Raw genomic sequence first — 19,211 nt, 5'->3', positions numbered from 1 at the left:
TTCGTATTAATTGGGGACATATAGACCCTTATATGCCGGGATGTCCCGTGCGTTTTCCCATTCTGATTTCCTCTATCAATTTAAGCTATTGATTTTCAGTTATTTTTAATACGTCCCCTTATTTAGATATGAACTTGCTTTATTCCGTAAATAAGGGACGCACCCTTAATTTTTTCATTGCGCTCTAAGGCATGCCGCAGTATCGTCGAGACCTTGCACTGCAACATCCACGCAGTCCTCTGCGGAGCGCGTTATGACATCGACTTCTCAAACAGATTCCTGTCGCCCGATCGTGGCACCTATTGATGCGACCCGCATCGGCATCCCCGTACGGCAGGGCCTGTACAACCCCCAACAAGAGCATGATGCCTGTGGGGTCGGCTTTGTCGCCCATATCAAGGGCCGCCCAAGCCACGCCATCATCCAGCAAGGCCTCAAGATCCTGGAAAACCTGGATCACCGTGGTGCCGTCGGCGCTGACAAACTGATGGGCGACGGCGCGGGCATTTTGATCCAAATCCCCGACGCGCTGTACCGCGACGAACTGAGCCATCAGGGCATCACGTTGCCCGCGCCCGGTGAGTATGGCGTGGCCATGGTGTTCTTGCCCAAAGAAACCGCCTCGCGTCTGGCCTGTGAGCAAGAACTCGAGCGCGCCGTGCGTGCCGAGGGCCAAATCATGCTGGGCTGGCGCGATGTGCCAGTCGACGTCGAAATGCCGATGTCGCCCACTGTACGCTCGGTTGAGCCCGTGATCCGTCAACTGTTCATCGGTCGTGGGGCCGATGTCATGGTGCCTGATGCGCTGGAACGCAAGCTGTACGTGATTCGCAAAACGGCCAGCCACGCCATTCAAGCCATGCGCCTAGCGCATGGCAAGGAATATTTCGTGCCGTCGGCCTCAGTCCGCACGGTCGTATACAAAGGGCTGCTGCTGGCAGATCAAGTCGGCCGCTACTACCGCGACCTGGCCGACCCGCGCACGGTATCGGCTCTGGCGCTGGTCCACCAACGGTTCTCAACCAATACCTTCCCCGCCTGGCCGCTGGCCCACCCCTATCGCATGATTGCCCACAACGGTGAAATCAACACCGTCAAGGGCAACTTCAACTGGTTGCGCGCCCGCGAAGGCATGATGCAATCGGCCGTGCTGGGCGATGATCTGAAAAAGCTGTACCCCATTGTTTACGAAGGACAGTCTGACACGGCAACGTTCGACAACTGTCTGGAACTCCTGGTGAACTCGGGCTATTCGCTGGCGCACGCCATGATGATGATGATCCCTGAGGCCTGGGAACAGCATACGCAGATGGACGAAAGCCGCCGCGCGTTTTATGAGTATCACGCCGCCATGATGGAGCCCTGGGATGGCCCCGCCGCTGTGGCGTTCACCGATGGCCGCCAAATCGGCGCCACGCTGGATCGCAACGGCCTGCGTCCCGCCCGCTATCTGATCACCGACGACGACATGGTCATCATGGCGTCCGAAGCCGGCACGCTGTCCATCCCCGAAAATCGTATCGTCAAAAAATGGCGGCTGCAGCCGGGCAAGATGTTCCTGATCGATCTGGAACAAGGCCGCATCATTGACGATACAGAAATCAAGCTGCAACTGGCCAACAGCCGTCCGTACCGTCAGTGGATCGAACGCCTGCAGATCAAGCTCGAATCCCTGCCCGCGCCGCGCCAAGCCGCCCAGGCACAGCAGTCGTCGGTCTCGTTGCTGGATCGCCAGCAAGCCTTCGGCTGGACGCAAGAAGACTTCAAGTTCATCCTGGAACCCATGGCCGCCTCTGGCGAAGAAGTCATCGGCTCCATGGGTAACGACGCGCCACTGGCCGTACTGTCGAACCGCGCCAAGCCGTTCTACAACTATTTCCGCCAATTGTTCGCCCAAGTGACGAACCCCCCCATCGATCCCATTCGCGAACAGATGGTGATGTCGTTGGTGTCGTTCATCGGCCCCAAACCGAACTTGCTGGACATCAACAACGTCAACCCTCCGCTGCGACTGGAAGTTACGCAACCGGTGCTGGACTTCGCCGCGATGGCGCAGATCCGCGATATCGAGCAAGTGACAGGCAAGAAATTCCGCAGCTATGAACTCGACATCACGTATCCGGCCGCCTGGGGCTCCGAAGGTATCGAAGCCCATATTGCCGCACTATGCGCCCGTGCGGTCGATGCGGTGCAAAGCGGGTACAACATCCTGATCGTGTCTGACCGCCTGGTCGACCACGAGCGCGTGGCGATCCCGGCCCTGCTGGCAACGTCGGCCGTACACCAGCACTTGATTGTCTCGGGCTTGCGCACGGCGACCGGTCTGGTGGTAGAGACGGGCTCGGCTCGGGAAGTACACCATTTTGCACTGCTCGGTGGCTATGGCGCCGAAGCGATTCACCCGTATTTGGCGCTGGAGTCGCTGGGCCGCATGGCTGACCCCGACAAAGCCGTCAAGAATTTCATCAAGGCGATCGGCAAGGGCTTGAACAAGGTGATGTCCAAGATGGGCATTTCAACCTACATGTCGTACACCGGCGCACAGATTTTCGAAGCCGTCGGCCTGCGGCGCGTGTTGATCGACAAGTACTTTACGGGTACGGCCTCGAACATCGAGGGCATTGGTATTTTCCAGGTCGCCGAAGAAGCCCTGCGTGAACATCGCGCGGCATTCAGCGCCGATCCGGTACTGGCCAATGACCTGGATGCAGGGGGTGAGTATGCGTTCCGCATCCGTGGCGAAGAGCACATGTGGACACCGGACTCCATCGCCAAGCTGCAACATGCCTCGCGTGCCAACAATTACCGCACGTACAAAGAATACGCACAGATCATCAACGACCAGACGCGTCGCCACATGACGCTGCGTGGCTTGTTTGAATTCCGCTTTGATCCGTCGCGCGCTATCCCGCTGGACGACGTCGAACCGGCCAAGGAAATCGTCAAACGATTCGCGACCGGCGCCATGTCGCTGGGCTCGATCTCGACTGAAGCTCACTCGGTCCTGGCCGTGGCCATGAACCGCATTGGCGGAAAGTCCAACACCGGCGAAGGCGGTGAAGACGAACTGCGTTATCGCGCCGAAATGCGCGAAGGCAAGAGCACGATCAAAGACGGCGACACGCTGTCATCCGTGCTGGGCACCGATCGCATCGAAGCCGATGTCCCCCTCAAGGCGGGTGATTCGCTGCGCTCGCGCATCAAGCAGGTCGCGTCGGGCCGTTTCGGTGTAAGCGCCGAATATCTGTCCAGCGCGGATCAAATCCAGATCAAGATGGCCCAGGGTGCCAAGCCCGGCGAGGGCGGTCAACTGCCTGGCCACAAAGTCTCGGACTACATCGCCAAGCTGCGGTACTCGGTGCCTGGCGTGGGCCTGATTTCGCCTCCGCCACACCACGATATTTATTCGATCGAAGACTTGGCGCAGTTGATTCATGACCTGAAGAACGTCAACAGCAAGTCGTCGATCTCGGTCAAGCTTGTCTCGGAAGTCGGTGTCGGCACGGTGGCCGCTGGCGTCGCCAAGGCCAAGGCCGATCATGTCGTGATCGCCGGCCATGATGGCGGCACGGGGGCTTCCCCCGTCTCATCGATCAAGCACGTCGGCACCCCCTGGGAACTGGGCTTGGCCGAAACGCAACAGACGCTGGTGCTCAACCGCCTGCGCAGCCGCATCCGCGTACAAGCCGATGGTCAGATGAAAACCGGTCGTGACGTGGTCGTTGGTGCGCTGTTGGGCGCCGACGAATTTGGTTTTGCGACAGCACCGCTGGTCGTGGAAGGTTGCATCATGATGCGCAAGTGCCATCTGAACACCTGCCCTGTGGGCGTGGCCACCCAGGATCCGGTTCTGCGCCGCAAGTTCCAGGGCAAGCCCGAGCATGTCGTGAATTTCTTCTTTTTTATTGCCGAAGAAGTCCGCGAAATCATGGCGCAACTGGGTATCCGCAAGTTCGACGACTTGATCGGCCGCGCCGACCTGCTGGATATGCGTACCGGCATCGAGCACTGGAAAGCACAAGGCCTGGATTTTGCGCGCGTGTTCTATCAACCGCAGATCGATACGGAAAAACGCCAAACTGAAGCACAGGATCACGGCTTGAATGGCGCGCTGGATCACTTACTGATTGAACGCAGCAAGCCGGCCCTGGAACGTGGCGAGAAAGTCTCGTTCATCACGCCGGTGCGCAACCGCAACCGTACCATCGGCGCAATGCTCTCGGGCGCCGTCGCGACGCGTTATGGCCACGATGGATTGCCCGACGACACGATTCACATCCAGTGCAATGGCACCGCCGGGCAAAGCTTCGGCGCGTTCCTCGCGCAAGGCATCACACTGGATCTAGTGGGCGAAGGCAACGACTATGTCGGCAAGGGCTTGTCGGGCGGCCGCATTATCGTGCGTTCCCCCAATGACTTCCGCGGCTTTGGTCCCGATCACATCATTGCGGGTAACACGGTTTTGTATGGTGCACTGGCCGGCGAGGCCTTCCTCAATGGGGTGGCCGGCGAACGCTTCGCCGTGCGTAACTCAGGTGCGGCGGCGGTCGTCGAAGGCACCGGCGACCACGGTTGCGAATACATGACGGGCGGCACCGTCGTCGTTCTGGGCGAAACGGGCCGTAACTTCGCGGCCGGGATGTCGGGCGGCGTGGCGTATGTCTGGGACCCGGATCGCAGCTTCAAGCACCGCTGCAACCTGTCAATGGTCGAACTCGAAGCCATCGTGCCTCACTCGGAGCAGTTCACGCAAGACGACCGGGCCGGTTGGCACAGCGTTCAGCGTGGCGGCGAACGCGACACGGACGAGGCGATTCTGCGCAAGTTGATCGAAGATCACTTCCGCTATACCGGCAGTTACCGCGCGCGTGAGATTCTGGGCGACTGGGAAACCTCGCGCGGCAAATTCATCAAGGTGATGCCGACGGAATACCGTCGCGCATTGGGCGAAATGTGGCATGCAGCCAATCCAGAACAATTGGCTGCCTGAGGCCTAAGGATCAACCATGGGAAAAATCACTGGATTTATGGAATATCAGCGGCTACAAGAAGCCGCTGAGGCACCGCAAAAACGCCTGAAAAACTGGCGCGAATTCGTTCTGCACCTGACGGACGACCAGTCCAGGCAGCAAGCGGCTCGCTGCATGGACTGCGGCATCCCGTTCTGCAATAGCGGCTGCCCGGTCAACAACATCATCCCTGACTGGAATGACCTGGTGTACCGTCAGGAATGGCGCCGCGCGCTTGATGTGCTGCATTCTACGAACAACTTCCCCGAGTTCACCGGCCGCATCTGCCCGGCGCCCTGCGAGGCCGCCTGTACGCTGAACATAAATAGCGACGCGGTGGGCATCAAGTCGATTGAACACGCCATCATCGACAAAGGCTGGGCGGAAGGCTGGGTGGCCCCGCTGGTACCGGCCCGCAAGACCGGCAAAAAGGTTGCCGTGGTCGGCTCAGGCCCTTCTGGCCTAGCTTGCGCGCAACAACTGGCGCGCGTCGGTCATGCCGTGACCGTCTTCGAAAAGAGTGACCGCATTGGGGGCCTGCTGCGCTATGGCATTCCCGACTTCAAGTTGGAAAAATCGCAAATCGACCGTCGCATGTCGCAAATGGAGGCCGAGGGAGTGGAATTTTCACCGTCCACGTACATCGGCCAAGCCAGCGATCCGGTCGCTGATGGCCTGACGGTGCGCACACCCGAATCGCTGATGACCGAATTCGACGCCGTCGTGATGACGGGGGGTTCGGAAAATCCGCGTGACCTGCCGGTACCGGGCCGCGAGCTCGAGGGCGTGCACTTTGCCATGGACTTCCTGCGTCAGCAGAACAAGGCTGTCGCAGGAGACCGCCTGACCAAGCAAACGCTGGCCAAGGGCAAGCACGTCATCGTGATCGGCGGTGGCGACACGGGTTCGGACTGTGTCGGCACGAGCAACCGCCACGGCGCGGCTTCTGTCACGCAATTCGAACTGATGCCCCAACCACCCGAATCGGAAAACAAGCCGCTAGTGTGGCCCTATTGGCCGCTGAAAATGCGCACGTCTTCCTCGCACGAAGAGGGTTGCGATCGGGACTGGTCGGTGACCACAAAGCTCCTGAAAGGTAGTAACGGCAAAGTCGAAAAGCTGGTCGGTGCACGGGTTGAGTGGTTCAAGGACGAAGCCACGGGTCAGATGAAAATGCGTGAGGTCGAAGGCTCGGAATTCGAAATCCCGGCGGATCTGGTGCTATTGGCCATGGGCTTTGTATCACCGGTACAAAACGTCCTCGATGCCTTTGGCGTGGATCGCGATGCACGCGGCAACGTGCGCGCCAATACGGACGACTACCGAACTAACGTGGACAAGGTATTCGCCGCTGGCGACATGCGTCGCGGTCAATCGCTGGTGGTCTGGGCCATCCGTGAGGGCCGGCAATGCGCCCGTTCGGTTGATGAGTACCTGATGGGCTCTAGCGAATTGCCGCGTTAATCGGCAAGCAAGCGGCATAATGGTCGATCCGCGCTCTATATCGAAGAAGAGGAGTCTCCGCGAATGAAACCCTTACGCCCCTTGCTGACAAGTCTCCTGGCAATCACCACGTTGGCGGGCGCGTCGTGCGCTCGCGCCCAAGACGCCGGTGACTGGCCGACCAAGCCCGTCACCTTTATCGTGCCCTACGCGCCAGGTGGCTTTGCCGACACCCGCATGCGCCTGATCGCCCGCAAGCTGAGCGATGTCCTCAAACAACCCGTGGTCGTCGAAAACAAGGCAGGCGCAGGTGGGGTCATCGGCACCAACCTGATTGCCAAGGGCGCCCCCGATGGCTACACGATCGGCGCCGGCAACTTGGCCCCCCTGGCGGTCAATCCCAGCCTGATGAAACAAATGCCCTACCAGGCGGACAAGGATCTGGTCCCGGTCCTGCTGATCGAGACCAGCCCCCTGGTGCTCAATGTGACGAATTCGCTGCCGGTGAAAAACCTGCAAGAATTGATTGCTCTGGCCAAAAAAGAACCCGGTACGTTGACCTTTGGCTCGTCAGGCGTCGGGGGCGCTCATCACTTGTCGGGCGAAATGTTCCGCGAACAGGCAGGTATCGATATCGTACATGTGCCCTACAAGGGCGGTAGCCCGGCCTCGGCCGACCTGATGGGCGGCCACATTTCCATGATGTTCGAAATGGGCTACGCCGCGCTGCCGGCGATTCAGAGCAAAAAAGTGCACCCGATCGCCGTCACTTCGACCAAGCGCCTGGATGTGTTGCCGGACGTTCCGACCCTGAGCGAGGCGGGCCTGCCTGGGTTTGAATCGTATAACTGGCAAGGCATCGTTGCACCGGCGGGCACACCCGCCCCCATCATTGCCAGGCTCAACAGTGAGTTGAACCGCATCCTGAAAGACGCGGAAGTGCAACGAGCCATTGCAGATTCGGGCAGCCAGGCCGCCGGTGGCACACCCGAAGAGTTCGGCACATTTATTGCCGCCGAAACCCAGAAATGGGCAGAAGTGATAAAAAAGGGCAACATTACGCTGCAATAAAGGCACGTTGACGGCGGTAGCAACTCAAGAAGGGCACGTTACAATGGTCCCCGACCTGGGAAGGCATTACCACGATGATCGCGGATGCCCACCTAGAGCCCCGGGTGACCCATGCCTTGACCGGCAAAGTCGAACACCTTAAGGTCACACCCTCTTGCCGGATCCATTTGCTCGCTCCGGCTCACGCCAGTTGCCTATGACCGATCACACGCTCCACAGCCCGGCCCCCGCCCTGTCACTCGACGCAGTGGCGCTCGGCTATGGAGATTTCACGGTATTGCAAGATATCGACATGGTCGTACAGCCAGGACAGGTCGTGGCCATCATGGGCGGATCAGGTTCAGGCAAGACCACGCTACTGCGCGCGGCCACTGGCCAACTTCAGCCATCACGCGGTCGGGTCAGGGCATTCGGCGCCGATCTCAGCCAAGTCGACCGCGATGGGTTGCAGGCGCTGCGTAAACGCATGGGTGTGCTATTTCAACAAGGCGCGCTGTTTACTGACCTGAACGTCTTCGAAAACGTCGCCTTTCCGCTACGTGAACATACCCCCCTGTCTGAATCCGAGATTCGGACGCGCGTGCTGGACAAGCTCGACGCGGTGGGGCTACGCGCCGCGGCGCATCTGCGCGTAGCCGAAATTTCGGGCGGCATGGCCCGGCGCGTGGCGTTGGCCCGTGCCGTGGTGCTCGAGCCCGAGCTGATTTTGTACGACGAGCCCTTTGCCGGCTTGGACCCGATTTCCCTGGGGATCACGGCCCGCCTGATTCGCGACCTGTCTGACCGGTTGCACTGCGCGTCCGTCTTGATCACGCATGACGTACAAGAGTCGTTCGCGATTGCCGACAAGGTTTACCTCGTTGGTCGAGGCCGCCTGGCGATGGCCGGATCACCACAAGCGTTGTCCGAATCGCAAGACCCTTATGTCAAGCAATTTCTGCGCGGCGAACCCGATGGTCCGGTCGCCTTTCAGTACCCTGAGACACCGGCCTTTCAAGCATGGCTGGCCAATCAAGAGGGGCGCAAATCATGATCAGTCCGATCCGCGTACTCTCCGCACTGGGCCGTAGCATCCGTAACAACATTCGCGGTATTGGCGCCTTTACCCGCTTTGCGAACAGTCTGTTGATGCGCAGCGGCATCGCCGTATCGCGTCCCAGGCTGGTGTCCCAGCAAGTACACTTCATTGGCAATCACTCTCTGCTCATCATCGCCGTATCGGGCCTATTTGTGGGTTTCGTGCTGGGATTGCAGGGGTATTACACGCTAAATCGCTATGGCTCCGAAGAAGCCGTCGGCCTGCTGGTGGCCCTGTCGCTGGTACGCGAATTGGGTCCCGTGGTGACGGCGTTACTATTTGCCGGCCGCGCAGGTACGTCACTGACGGCCGAGATCGGGCTGATGAAGGCGGGCGAACAGCTTTCCGCCATGGAGGTCATGGCCGTTGACCCGATGCGGCGCGTGCTGGTGCCGCGCCTCTGGGGCGGCATCATCGCCATGCCAGTGCTGGCTGCCGTGTTTTCCATGGTAGGGATTCTCGGTGGCTGGATCGTCGGGGTACTGCTCATCGGCGTCGATGCTGGCGCCTTCTGGTCGCAAATGCAAAACGGCGTAGACGTCTGGAACGACGTCGCCAACGGTGTCCTGAAAAGTCTGGTGTTTGGGGTCACGATCACGCTGGTGGCTCTCTACCAAGGGTGGACCGCCCGCGCGACACCCGAGGGTGTCGCGCGCGCAACCACCCGCACCGTCGTCGCCGGCTCACTCGCCGTCCTGGGGCTGGACTTCCTGCTTACCGCCCTGATGTTTGGCAATTAATACGGATTTTCATCATGTCACGCGAAAAAACCGATTTCTGGGTAGGACTCTTTGTATTGCTCGGCTTTGCCGCAGTGGTATTTCTGGCCCTGCGCGCCGGTAATCTCAACAGCTTCTCCTTTGCCCCGACCTATACGCTAACGGCGGATTTCGACAACATCGGAGGCCTGAAAGCGCGCGCCCCTGTGAAAAGTGCTGGCGTGGTGGTGGGCCGTGTCAACAAAATCAGCTTTGACGACCAGACCTTCAGGGCGGTGGTGGTTCTCAATATGGAAGAAGACTACCAATTCCCCCAGGACACGTCTGCATCCATCCTGACATCAGGCCTGCTGGGTGAGCAATACATCGGACTGACCGCTGGCGGCGACGAGAAAAATTTTGCCGACGGAGGCAAAATCCGCTATACCCAGAGCGCGGTCGTTCTGGAAAACCTGATTAGCCAGTTCCTGTACAACTCTGCGGAAAATCAGGGCGCAAACTCGGACAAGTCCGGCCAACAGCCCAGTACGCCCCCGCAACACTGACATTTACACTATCGTCATCCATTCGACCTAGTCCCCCATTACTATTTGGCCTGTCCCGACAAGACAGGTGGCTTGCGAACAGACCCCTTGCCCGGCTTTACCCCAATATGAATATGCCTACCTACGCTCGATTTGCTTCTGCCCTGGCCGTCTGCGCACTGACCGCTGGTTGCGCAACGCAAGGCACCCCCGATCCCCGTGATCCCTGGGAAGGATTTAATCGCGGCGTATATAAATTCAACGATACGGTTGACCGGGCAGTATTCAAACCGGTTGCGCAGGCCTACACCTACGTCACTCCCCAACCGGTGCGCAGTTGCGTGCACAACATGTTCAGCAACGTGGGTGACCTTTGGGCAGCCACCAACAGCTTTCTACAGGGTCGCGGTCACGATTTCGTCAATACTCTGGGCCGCTTCCTGTTCAACACCACCATGGGCGTAGGCGGTTGCTTTGACGTGGCCTCGGCCAATGGCGCCCGCAAGATCCCCAATGATTTCGGCACCACGCTCGGGGTATGGGGCTTTGGTCAAGGTCCGTATCTGGTGCTGCCAATCTGGGGCGCCAGCAGCATCCGTGACGGCGTGGGCCTGATCGGCGATTGGCAAGGTACGATGTATACCTACAGCAGCCCCAGCGCCATCGACAACGTCGCCATCCGCAATTCGCTGTGGGGGCTGGACCTTGTTGACACCCGCGCCAGCTTGCTCGACACCACCGACATGGTCGATCGGGTCGCACTGGATCCCTATAGCTTTATCCGCGACGCCTACCTGCAACGCCGGGCCGCCATGGTGCGCGGCAGCGCCGTAGGCGAGGGCAATCTGCCCGATTACAGCATCGAGGATGACGGTGATGACGCCGTTCCGGCTCAGTCGGAGCCGCCCGCGCCGGCGACCGCCAAGTGATCCCTGCGACGCACGGCCCCCATTCATAAGGAGTACGCATGCGAATTTCCGCTTTTCCCCTGCTGCAACGCCTGTGTCTGGCCGCTGTCGTCGGCCTGATGGCCGCGACCGCCGCCCATGCTCAAGCCAAACCCGATGCTCATGGCGCCCCGGACAAGTTCGTGCTGGATACTGCTAACGCGGCACTGGCCGTGCTCAAGTCCGACGACAAGGTCAAGAGCGGCGATCTGGCCCATATCAACCAAGTCGTCGATACCCAGATCCTGCCCTACGTCAACTTTCGCAAGACGACGCAATTGGCAGCCGGCCGCTACTGGCGCCAAGCCACACCCGAGCAACAAACGGCATTGGCTGACGCCTTTCGTGGCACGCTGGTCCGCACCTACAGCGGCGCGTTGACAGGCGTAACACAAGCCACCACGATCAAGCTGTTGCCATTTCGCGGCGATCCTAACGCGGATGATGTGGTGGTACGCAGCCTGATCACGCAATCCAACGGCCAACCCGTCGGCGTTGACTATCGACTCGAAAAAGATCCGCAGCAAGGCTGGCGCATCTATGACATGAATGTCGAAGGCATCTGGCTGATCCAGAATTACCGCAACCAATTCGCGCAGCAAATCCAGCAATCCGGCATTGATGGGCTGATCAAGGCGCTGAACCAGCGCAACCAATAACCCCGGCCGGCGACCAGGACAAGGCCCCCACGAGGGGGCCGCCATTTATAATGGGCGATTCGTTCTTTCCCGGGCCTTCGCCTTTGCCATGTCTGCTGTCTGTCTAGAACACGTATCCAAGATTTACCCGTCGCATCAGCCCGGCTGGAAGAAGCTGCTTGGACGCCCCCCCGCGCCGGGATTTCAGGCACTGAATGACGTTAGCTTGCGCGTCGAGCCCGGCGAGTTTTTCGGGTTGCTCGGCCCCAATGGCGCAGGCAAAACCACCCTGATTTCCGTCCTGGCCGGCCTGGCGCGCGCCTCCAGTGGTCATGCCAGCGTATGCGGCTACGACGTCACCGCTGACTACAAATCGGCCCGTCGCGCCCTGGGCGTGGTGCCCCAAGAGCTGGTTTACGACCCGTTTTTCACCGTACGCGAAACACTGCGCATCCAGTCAGGCTATTTTGGCCTGCGCAACAACGACGACTGGATCGACGAGATTCTGTTCAATCTGGGCTTGGCCGACAAGGCCAACGCCAATATGCGCGCCCTTTCCGGCGGGATGAAGCGCCGGGTCCTGGTCGCCCAGGCCTTGGTGCACCGCCCGCCTGTGATCGTGCTGGACGAGCCCACTGCTGGCGTTGACGTTGATCTGCGACGCACCTTGTGGGAATTTATCTCACGCCTGAACAAGGCCGGCCACACCATCATGCTGACCACGCATTACCTCGAAGAAGCCGAGGCGTTGTGCGGGCGTATCGCCATGCTCAAAGGCGGCCGGATCGTCGCGCTGGACACCACCCAGGCGCTGTTGGCACGCGTGGGCGGCGTAGACCTTGAGGACGCTTTCGTACGCATCATGCATCAGGATTCCCCTGAGGCTCCGGAACTGGAACCCGAAGAGGCCCTCTCGTGACCCCCCCGCTTACCCCGACCACACAACCCCTGGTGCAGCCCCGCCTGGACGCCGGTTCGGGCTTTCCCACCCTGGTGCGCAAAGAATTACTGCGTTTCTGGAAGGTCGCCTTCCAGACCATCGCCGCCCCCGTGATCACCGCCTTGCTTTATCTGCTCGTGTTCGCGCACGTTCTGGAAGGCCGGGTCGTGGTGTACAACACCGTGCCGTACACGTCATTCCTCATCCCAGGGTTGATGATGATGAGCATGCTGCAAAACGCCTTTGCCAACCCTTCGTCATCGCTGATCCAGAGCCGTATCACCGGCAATTTGGTGTTCGTGCTATTGCCGCCGTTGTCACATCGCGAGATTTTTGCGGCCTACCTGCTGGCCGCCGTCGCGCGCGGTTTGGCCGTGGGTCTTTGCGTATGGCTGGTGGCTCTCTGTTTCACGCCACTGTCACTGGCACACCCCGGCTGGATCGTATTGTTCGCTGTACTGGCCTGCGGCATCATGGGCACACTAGGCATCATCGCCGGGCTATGGGCCGAAAAATTCGACCAACTCGCCGTATTTCAAAACTTCCTGATCATGCCGGCCACCTTTTTGTCCGGCGTGTTCTATTCCATTCATACCCTGCCGCCATTCTGGCAAGCGGTATCGCACTGGAACCCCATTTTTTATACGATTGATGGCTTTCGCTACGGATTTTTCTCCGTGTCGGACATGTCCCCGTGGCACAGCCTGGCAGTCGTCGCCGGGGTATTCGCCGTTCTCACGATCTGCGCGTTGCGACTGCTGGCCAGCGGCTACAAACTGAGGAATTGACGCCCATGCTGCCTACTCCCGAGCAGGTTCGCCAATATATCGCTGACGGACTGCCTTGCAATCATCTGGATGTACAAGGAGACGGTTCGCATTTCGACGCCGTCATCGTCAGCCCCTCTTTCGAGGGCAAGCGCCTGATTGCACGCCATCAAATGGTGTACGCGGCACTGGGTGACCGCATGAAAGCCGAGATCCACGCGCTCTCGATGCGCACGCTGACGCCCGAGGAATACGCCAAGGCAGGTCAATAATGGACAAACTACGCATCACCGGCGGCGCCTCCCTGCGCGGCGAAGTCATCATCTCGGGGGCCAAGAACGCAGCCTTGCCTATTTTGTGCGCGAGCCTGCTTACTGCCGATCCCGTGGTCCTGCACAACGTGCCGGATCTGAACGATACCTCCACCATGCGCCGCCTGCTGGCCCGCATGGGTGTCAAGGCCGAGCGCAATAGCGACGGCATCGTCACGCTACAGGCCGATCAGGTAGACGACCTGGAAGCCCCGTACGATCTGGTCAAGACCATGCGCGCCTCGATCCTCGTGCTCGGTCCCTTGCTGGCACGCTTTGGCGAAGCCCGCGTCAGTCTGCCGGGTGGTTGCAGCATCGGACAACGTCCAGTCGACCAGCACATCAAGGGCTTGGCGGCGCTAGGCGCCGATATCAGCATCGAACATGGCTTTGTCGTGGCCAAGGCGCCACGCCTGAAAGGTGCGTCCATTCGCACCGACATGGTCACGGTCACGGGCACCGAAAACCTCCTGATGGCAGCCGTATTGGCCGAAGGCCAGACCGTTCTCGAAAACGCGGCCCGCGAGCCCGAAATCGTTGATCTGGCCGAGTTGTTGATCAAAATGGGGGCCCGCATCCATGGCCATGGTACGGATCGCATCGTGATCGATGGCGTGGCCCGCCTGAACGGCGCCGAACACCGTGTCAGCCCTGATCGCATTGAGGCGGGCACGTTTTTGTGCGCAGTGGGTGCGGCAGGCGGCGACATCGTCGTGCGCAACGTCGCCCCCGACGCCATGGGTGCCACGTTGGACAAGCTCACCGAAGCCGGCCTCACGCTGGAAATCGGCCCCGACTGGATTCGCGGCGCCATGCAGGGACGCCCGCGCGCCGTGGGCGTCCGAACGCACGAATACCCGGGTTTTGCGACTGACATGCAGGCCCAGTTGATGGCGTTGGACACGGTCGCCGACGGCACCTCGGTCATCGTGGAAACCATCTTCGAAAACCGCTACATGCACGTGCAAGAACTTCGCCGCATGGGTGCAGAAATCGACATCGACGGCCACACTGCCGTCGTGCGCGGCGTCCCGCGCTTGTCAGGCGCCATCGTGATGGCAACCGATCTGCGCGCCTCGGCCAGCCTGGTCATCGCGGGTCTGGCCGCTGAGGGCCAAACCACCGTCGACCGTATTTACCACCTGGACCGCGGCTATGACCGCATGGAAGTCAAACTGCGCGCCCTGGGCGCCGACATCCAGCGACTGACAGGCAAGGAATCCACATGATCGCCGTCGCCAACGCGCCCATCACCCTGGCCTTGTCCAAGGGGCGTATTTTCGAAGAAACGCTACCGCTGCTGGCCGAGGCTGGCATCGACGTCCCAGAAAACCCCGAAAGCTCGCGCAAACTGATTCTGCCGACCAGCGATCCCGGCCTGCGCCTGATCATCGTTCGGGCATCCGATGTACCCACCTACGTACAGTACGGCGCGGCCGACCTGGGCATCGCAGGAAAAGACGTGCTCATCGAGCATGCGGCCCAACATCCCGGCGGTCTGTATCAGCCCATAGACCTGAACATCGCCAAATGCCGGCTATGTGTCGCAGTACGCAACGGTTTCGACTACGAAGCCGCAGTACACCAGGGCGCGCGCCTGCGCGTGGCCACCAAGTATGTGCAATCCGCCCGGGAACATTTCGCCTCGAAAGGCGTCTACGTCGATATCATCAAGCTCTATGGCTCGATGGAGTTGGCGCCGCTGGTCGGACTGGCAGACTGCATCGTCGACCTGGTGTCGTCGGGCGGCACCCTGCGTGCGAACGACTTGGCCGCCGTCGAAGACATCATGGCCATTTCGTCGCGCCTGATCGTCAATCAGGCTTCGCTCAAGACCCGTGGCGCGCGATTGCAGCCCCTGCTGGATACGTTTCAACGAGCGGCGAACGCGGGCGCCGCCGCCTAACGCGGCACGAGCGGCACGCGCCCGCTACACTATGTTTTTATGCGCTTCGGCGGCGGAGCTCTACCTTGCCGCCGCCTGCGGCCTTTTTTGTTTCACCATGACGCCATGGCTCTGATCAATCGCCTCGACTCCCGCCAGCCGGATTTTGCCGCCGCGCTGTCCAAACTGCTCGCTTTCGAAGCCACCGAAGACGAATCCATCGACCGTGCAGCCGCTGGCATCCTGGCCGACGTGCGCCACCGTGGCGACGCTGCCCTGGTGGAATACACCCAGCGGTTCGATCGCATCGCCGCCACCTCTGCGGACGCGCTGGAGATCCCCAAAGCCGACTGGCATGCCGCGTTGGCGACGCTACCGACCGCACAACGTAACGCCCTGGAAACCGCCGCTGACCGCGTCCGTGCCTATCACGAACACCAACGCAGCGAGACATGGACATACACGGACGCCGAGGGCACCCTGCTTGGCCAGCAGGTCACCCCCCTGGATCGCGTGGGCTTATATGTGCCGGGCGGCAAAGCCGCCTACCCATCGTCAGTGCTGATGAACGCCATCCCCGCCAAGGTCGCTGGTGTGCCCGAGTTGATCATGGTCACGCCCACCCCCGACGGCGTGCGTAACCCCATCGTGCTGGCCGCGGCCGCCATCGCTGGCGTCGATCGCGCGTTTGCCATCGGCGGGGCACAAGCTATCGGCGCACTGGCCTACGGCACGGCGACGGTTCCCGCCGTCGACAAAATTGTCGGCCCCGGCAACGCCTATGTGGCCGCGGCCAAGCGCCGTGTCTTTGGCACGGTGGGCATCGATATGATTGCGGGACCCAGCGAAATCCTGATCATCTGCGACGGCAAGACCCCGGCCGATTGGATCGCCATGGATCTGTTCTCCCAGTCCGAACACGACGAACTCGCCCAATCCATCTTGTTGTGTCCTGACGCCGCATTCATCGACGAGGTCGAGACGGCCATCGAACGCCTGCTGCCGACCATGCCACGCGCCGATATCCTGCGCGTCAGTCTGGCGAATCGCGGCGCGCTCGTGCTGGTGCGCGACCTGGACGAAGCCTGTGCGATTGCTAACGAGATCGCCCCCGAACACCTGGAAATTTCAACCGAACAGCCCGAACACTGGACGGCCCGTATTCGCCACGCCGGCGCCATTTTCATGGGGCGTTTCAGCTCCGAATCGCTGGGTGACTATTGTGCTGGCCCCAACCACGTACTGCCGACCTCGCGTACGGCCCGCTTTTCGTCACCGTTGGGGGTATACGACTTCCAGAAACGCTCCAGCCTGATCCAGGTATCACGGCAGGGGGCTCAGACGCTGGGTCGCATTGCCGCTGAACTCGCGCTCGGCGAAGGCCTGCACGCCCATGCGGCGAGCGCCCAATACCGGTTGGAGCCCCAACAGGACAAGCCATGACACGTCTCGCCGCGGCCGATCGCGTCGCCGCCACGGTTCGGGCTGATATCCGTGCGCTAAACGCTTATCCCGTGCCGCCCGCCTTGGCAGGCGGCATCAAGCTCGACGCCATGGAATGCCCATACGAATTACCTGAGTCGGTACGCGACGAGATCGCCCGTGCTGTGCGCGACACCGCGCTCAATCGCTATCCCGCGGGCGACACTCAGGCGCTGGCGCATGATGTCCGCCATGCCTTCGACATCCCGGCAGAGTCCAGCCTGCTGTTCGGCAATGGGTCTGACGAACTCATTCACCTGATTGTGCAGGCTTGTTGTGAGCCCGGCGACATCGTTTTGTCGCCCTGGCCGTCATTTGTCTATTTCGACATGGCGGCACGCTTTGATCACGCGCGTTTCGTCGGTGTGCCGCTGACAGCCGATCTGCAATGTGATCTACCCGCCATGTTGCAGGCTATTGACCAACATCGCCCCAAGGTCATCTTTCTGGCCTTACCCAACAACCCCACGGGCGGATTGTGGCCGGATGAAGCCGTTCGCGCCATTATCGACGCGGCCCCTGGCCTGGTGGTATTGGACGAGGCCTACCAGCCCTTTGCCGACCACACCTGGATGTCACGCCTACCCGCATTACCCCAAGCCGTGATCTTGCGCACCGTCTCCAAGATCGGCCTGGCGGGCCTGCGTTTTGGCTATTTAGCCGGCCACGCCGACTGGATTGCGCAGTTCGACAAGGTGCGTCCGCCCTACAATCTGAACGTGCTGACTCAGGCCGCGTTACGCGCTGTGCTACGCCACAAAGCGGTGCTCGATGGACAGGCCGCTCAATTATGCGTCGATCGCGCTCTGCTTGCCGCTGCACTGGCCGACTTACCCGGTGTGACCGTCTATCCGAGTGCAGGAAACTTCGTTCTTGCACGATTTTCGGGTGAACTCGACGGCAACGCTGTGCATCTTGCCCTGAAAACGCGCAAAATACTGGTAAAGAACTTCTCCAGCGCGCATCCGCTGCTGGCAAACTGCCTACGCATATCGATAGGCACGCCTGCCGAAAACACCGCGCTGTTATCCACCCTGCAAGATATTCTTTGTTCCTACTAGGCTCGCCCCTCTTGTTATGCGTACCGCCGATATCACCCGCAATACCAACGAAACGCGCATCCGCGTAGCCGTCAATCTGGACGGCACCGGCAAACAAAACCTGGATACAGGTGTGCCGTTTCTAGATCACATGCTGGATCAAATTGCCCGACATGGTCTGATTGACCTGGACATCAAGGCCGAGGGCGACCTGCACATCGACGCGCACCATACCGTCGAAGACGTCGGTATCACGCTGGGCATGGCCGTCGCGAAGGCGGTCGGCAGCAAGGCCGGCCTGCGCCGCTATGGACACGCCTACGTCCCGCTGGACGAAGCCCTCTCGCGCGTCGTAATCGACTTTTCCGGCCGCCCAGGTCTGGAATATCACATCCCATTTACCCGTGCACGCATTGGCGATTTTGACGTCGATCTGACCCGTGAATTTTTCCAGGGCTTCGTCAATCACGCCCTGGCCACACTGCATATCGACAACCTACGCGGCGTTAACGCCCACCATCAGTGCGAAACCGTCTTCAAGGCCTTTGGCCGTGCGTTGCGCATGGCGCTTGAGATCGATCCCCGCATGGGCGACGTCGTGCCCTCCACCAAGGGCGTGCTGTAGCCCCACCCATTCGCCAGGCAGATTTCAGTGACTACCATTGCCATCGTCGATTACGGAATGGGCAATTTCCATTCCGTGGCGCGTGCGCTGCGCTACGCTGCGCCCGACGCCGACATTCGTATTTGTAACCGTGCCGCCGACATCGACGCGGCCGACCGCGTCGTTTTCCCTGGCCAGGGCGCCATGGCCGACTGCATGCACACCCTGAACGAATCCGGCCTGCGCGAGGCCGTCCTGCGTGCCGCCCGCAACAAGCCCTTGTTGGGCGTTTGCGTGGGCGAACAAATGCTGTTCGACGCCAGCGAAGAGGGTGACACCCTTTGCCTGGGCTTGTTTCCAGGCACCGTACGCCGCTTTGCGGGCAGCCCCTTTGCCGATGGCATGCTGGCCAACACGGGTGACGAGCGCCTGAAAGTGCCCCACATGGGCTGGAACCAAGTCCGCCAAACGCGCTCTCACGCGTTATGGGACGGCATTCCGGATTACACACATTTCTATTTCGTACACAGCTACTATGCTGCACCGGCCGATCCCGCATTGACTATCGGCGAGACCGACTATGGTGTTACGTTTACGTGTGCCGTAGCTGCCGCCAACATTTTTGCGGTGCAGTTTCACCCCGAAAAAAGTGCGTCCCACGGTTTGCGCCTGTACCGCAATTTTGTAGACTGGCAGCCGTAACCTCCCGCACGCTCTCGGATCTGACCCTTTTTCAACCCATTTCTTACGCTC

At 60.4% G+C, this 19,211-nt stretch carries 17 protein-coding genes; all 17 read left to right on the top strand.

Going from position 1 to position 19,211, the window contains the following annotated elements; translation table 11 throughout:
• The first annotated feature begins 253 nt into the window (after positions 1–253).
• A complete protein-coding gene (locus ACYVDM_RS18095) occupies positions 254–4,990 on the top strand; it encodes a glutamate synthase-related protein (protein WP_415787390.1) in 4,737 nt (1,578 codons plus the stop codon).
• Between the two features lie 16 nt (positions 4,991–5,006).
• Complete coding sequence (locus tag ACYVDM_RS18090; RefSeq protein ID WP_415787388.1) at positions 5,007–6,473, top strand: glutamate synthase subunit beta; 1,467 nt, start codon at positions 5,007–5,009, stop codon at positions 6,471–6,473.
• 63 nt (positions 6,474–6,536) lie between these two features.
• The gene (locus tag ACYVDM_RS18085; RefSeq protein WP_460475435.1) at positions 6,537–7,523 is read left to right on the top strand and encodes a Bug family tripartite tricarboxylate transporter substrate binding protein; all 987 of its coding nucleotides are present in this window, start codon (positions 6,537–6,539) and stop codon (positions 7,521–7,523) included.
• 196 nt (positions 7,524–7,719) lie between these two features.
• Positions 7,720–8,556 carry an ABC transporter ATP-binding protein gene (locus tag ACYVDM_RS18080; protein WP_415787384.1) on the top strand — a complete coding sequence of 279 codons (837 nt, stop codon included), beginning with the start codon at positions 7,720–7,722 and terminating at the stop codon, positions 8,554–8,556.
• Positions 8,553–9,341, top strand: a complete 789-nt coding sequence (gene mlaE / locus ACYVDM_RS18075) for a lipid asymmetry maintenance ABC transporter permease subunit MlaE (protein WP_460475434.1) — start codon at positions 8,553–8,555, stop codon at positions 9,339–9,341. The genes ACYVDM_RS18080 and mlaE overlap by 4 nt, the downstream gene beginning before the upstream one ends.
• A 14-nt stretch (positions 9,342–9,355) precedes the next feature.
• A complete protein-coding gene (gene mlaD / locus ACYVDM_RS18070) occupies positions 9,356–9,865 on the top strand; it encodes an outer membrane lipid asymmetry maintenance protein MlaD (protein WP_415787380.1) in 510 nt (169 codons plus the stop codon).
• 107 nt (positions 9,866–9,972) lie between these two features.
• Positions 9,973–10,773 carry an MlaA family lipoprotein gene (locus ACYVDM_RS18065; protein ID WP_415787378.1) on the top strand — a complete coding sequence of 267 codons (801 nt, stop codon included), beginning with the start codon at positions 9,973–9,975 and terminating at the stop codon, positions 10,771–10,773.
• 38 nt (positions 10,774–10,811) lie between these two features.
• On the top strand, positions 10,812–11,450 hold the full coding sequence (locus tag ACYVDM_RS18060) for an MlaC/ttg2D family ABC transporter substrate-binding protein (protein ID WP_415787376.1): 639 nt from the start codon (positions 10,812–10,814) through the stop codon (positions 11,448–11,450).
• Positions 11,451–11,538: 88 nt separating this feature from the next.
• On the top strand, positions 11,539–12,348 hold the full coding sequence (locus tag ACYVDM_RS18055; protein ID WP_415787374.1) for an ABC transporter ATP-binding protein: 810 nt from the start codon (positions 11,539–11,541) through the stop codon (positions 12,346–12,348).
• Positions 12,345–13,157 carry an ABC transporter permease gene (locus tag ACYVDM_RS18050; protein WP_415787372.1) on the top strand — a complete coding sequence of 271 codons (813 nt, stop codon included), beginning with the start codon at positions 12,345–12,347 and terminating at the stop codon, positions 13,155–13,157. The genes ACYVDM_RS18055 and ACYVDM_RS18050 overlap by 4 nt, the downstream gene beginning before the upstream one ends.
• Positions 13,158–13,162: 5 nt before the next feature.
• Complete coding sequence (locus ACYVDM_RS18045) at positions 13,163–13,408, top strand: BolA family protein (RefSeq protein ID WP_415787370.1); 246 nt, start codon at positions 13,163–13,165, stop codon at positions 13,406–13,408.
• Positions 13,408–14,676, top strand: a complete 1,269-nt coding sequence (gene murA / locus ACYVDM_RS18040) for a UDP-N-acetylglucosamine 1-carboxyvinyltransferase (RefSeq protein WP_415787368.1) — start codon at positions 13,408–13,410, stop codon at positions 14,674–14,676. The genes ACYVDM_RS18045 and murA overlap by 1 nt, the downstream gene beginning before the upstream one ends.
• Entirely contained in the window at positions 14,673–15,353 is a 681-nt protein-coding gene (gene hisG, locus ACYVDM_RS18035) for an ATP phosphoribosyltransferase (RefSeq protein WP_415787366.1), read from the top strand. Before murA ends, hisG begins: the two co-directional genes overlap by 4 nt.
• Before the next feature lie 105 nt (positions 15,354–15,458).
• Complete coding sequence (hisD, locus tag ACYVDM_RS18030) at positions 15,459–16,775, top strand: histidinol dehydrogenase (RefSeq protein WP_415787364.1); 1,317 nt, start codon at positions 15,459–15,461, stop codon at positions 16,773–16,775.
• Positions 16,772–17,875, top strand: coding sequence for a histidinol-phosphate transaminase (gene hisC / locus ACYVDM_RS18025; protein ID WP_415787362.1), 1,104 nt, complete (start codon positions 16,772–16,774; stop codon positions 17,873–17,875). Before hisD ends, hisC begins: the two co-directional genes overlap by 4 nt.
• Positions 17,876–17,891: 16 nt before the next feature.
• Positions 17,892–18,479, top strand: coding sequence for an imidazoleglycerol-phosphate dehydratase HisB (gene hisB / locus ACYVDM_RS18020; RefSeq protein ID WP_415787360.1), 588 nt, complete (start codon positions 17,892–17,894; stop codon positions 18,477–18,479).
• A gap of 27 nt (positions 18,480–18,506) precedes the next feature.
• Positions 18,507–19,160, top strand: coding sequence for an imidazole glycerol phosphate synthase subunit HisH (gene hisH / locus ACYVDM_RS18015; protein ID WP_415787358.1), 654 nt, complete (start codon positions 18,507–18,509; stop codon positions 19,158–19,160).
• Positions 19,161–19,211 lie beyond the last annotated feature (51 nt).

This window comes from Bordetella tumulicola (assembly GCF_054779135.1).
Note: the sequence above shows the minus strand (reverse complement) of the source record. Positions and strands in the feature narration are given on the sequence as shown.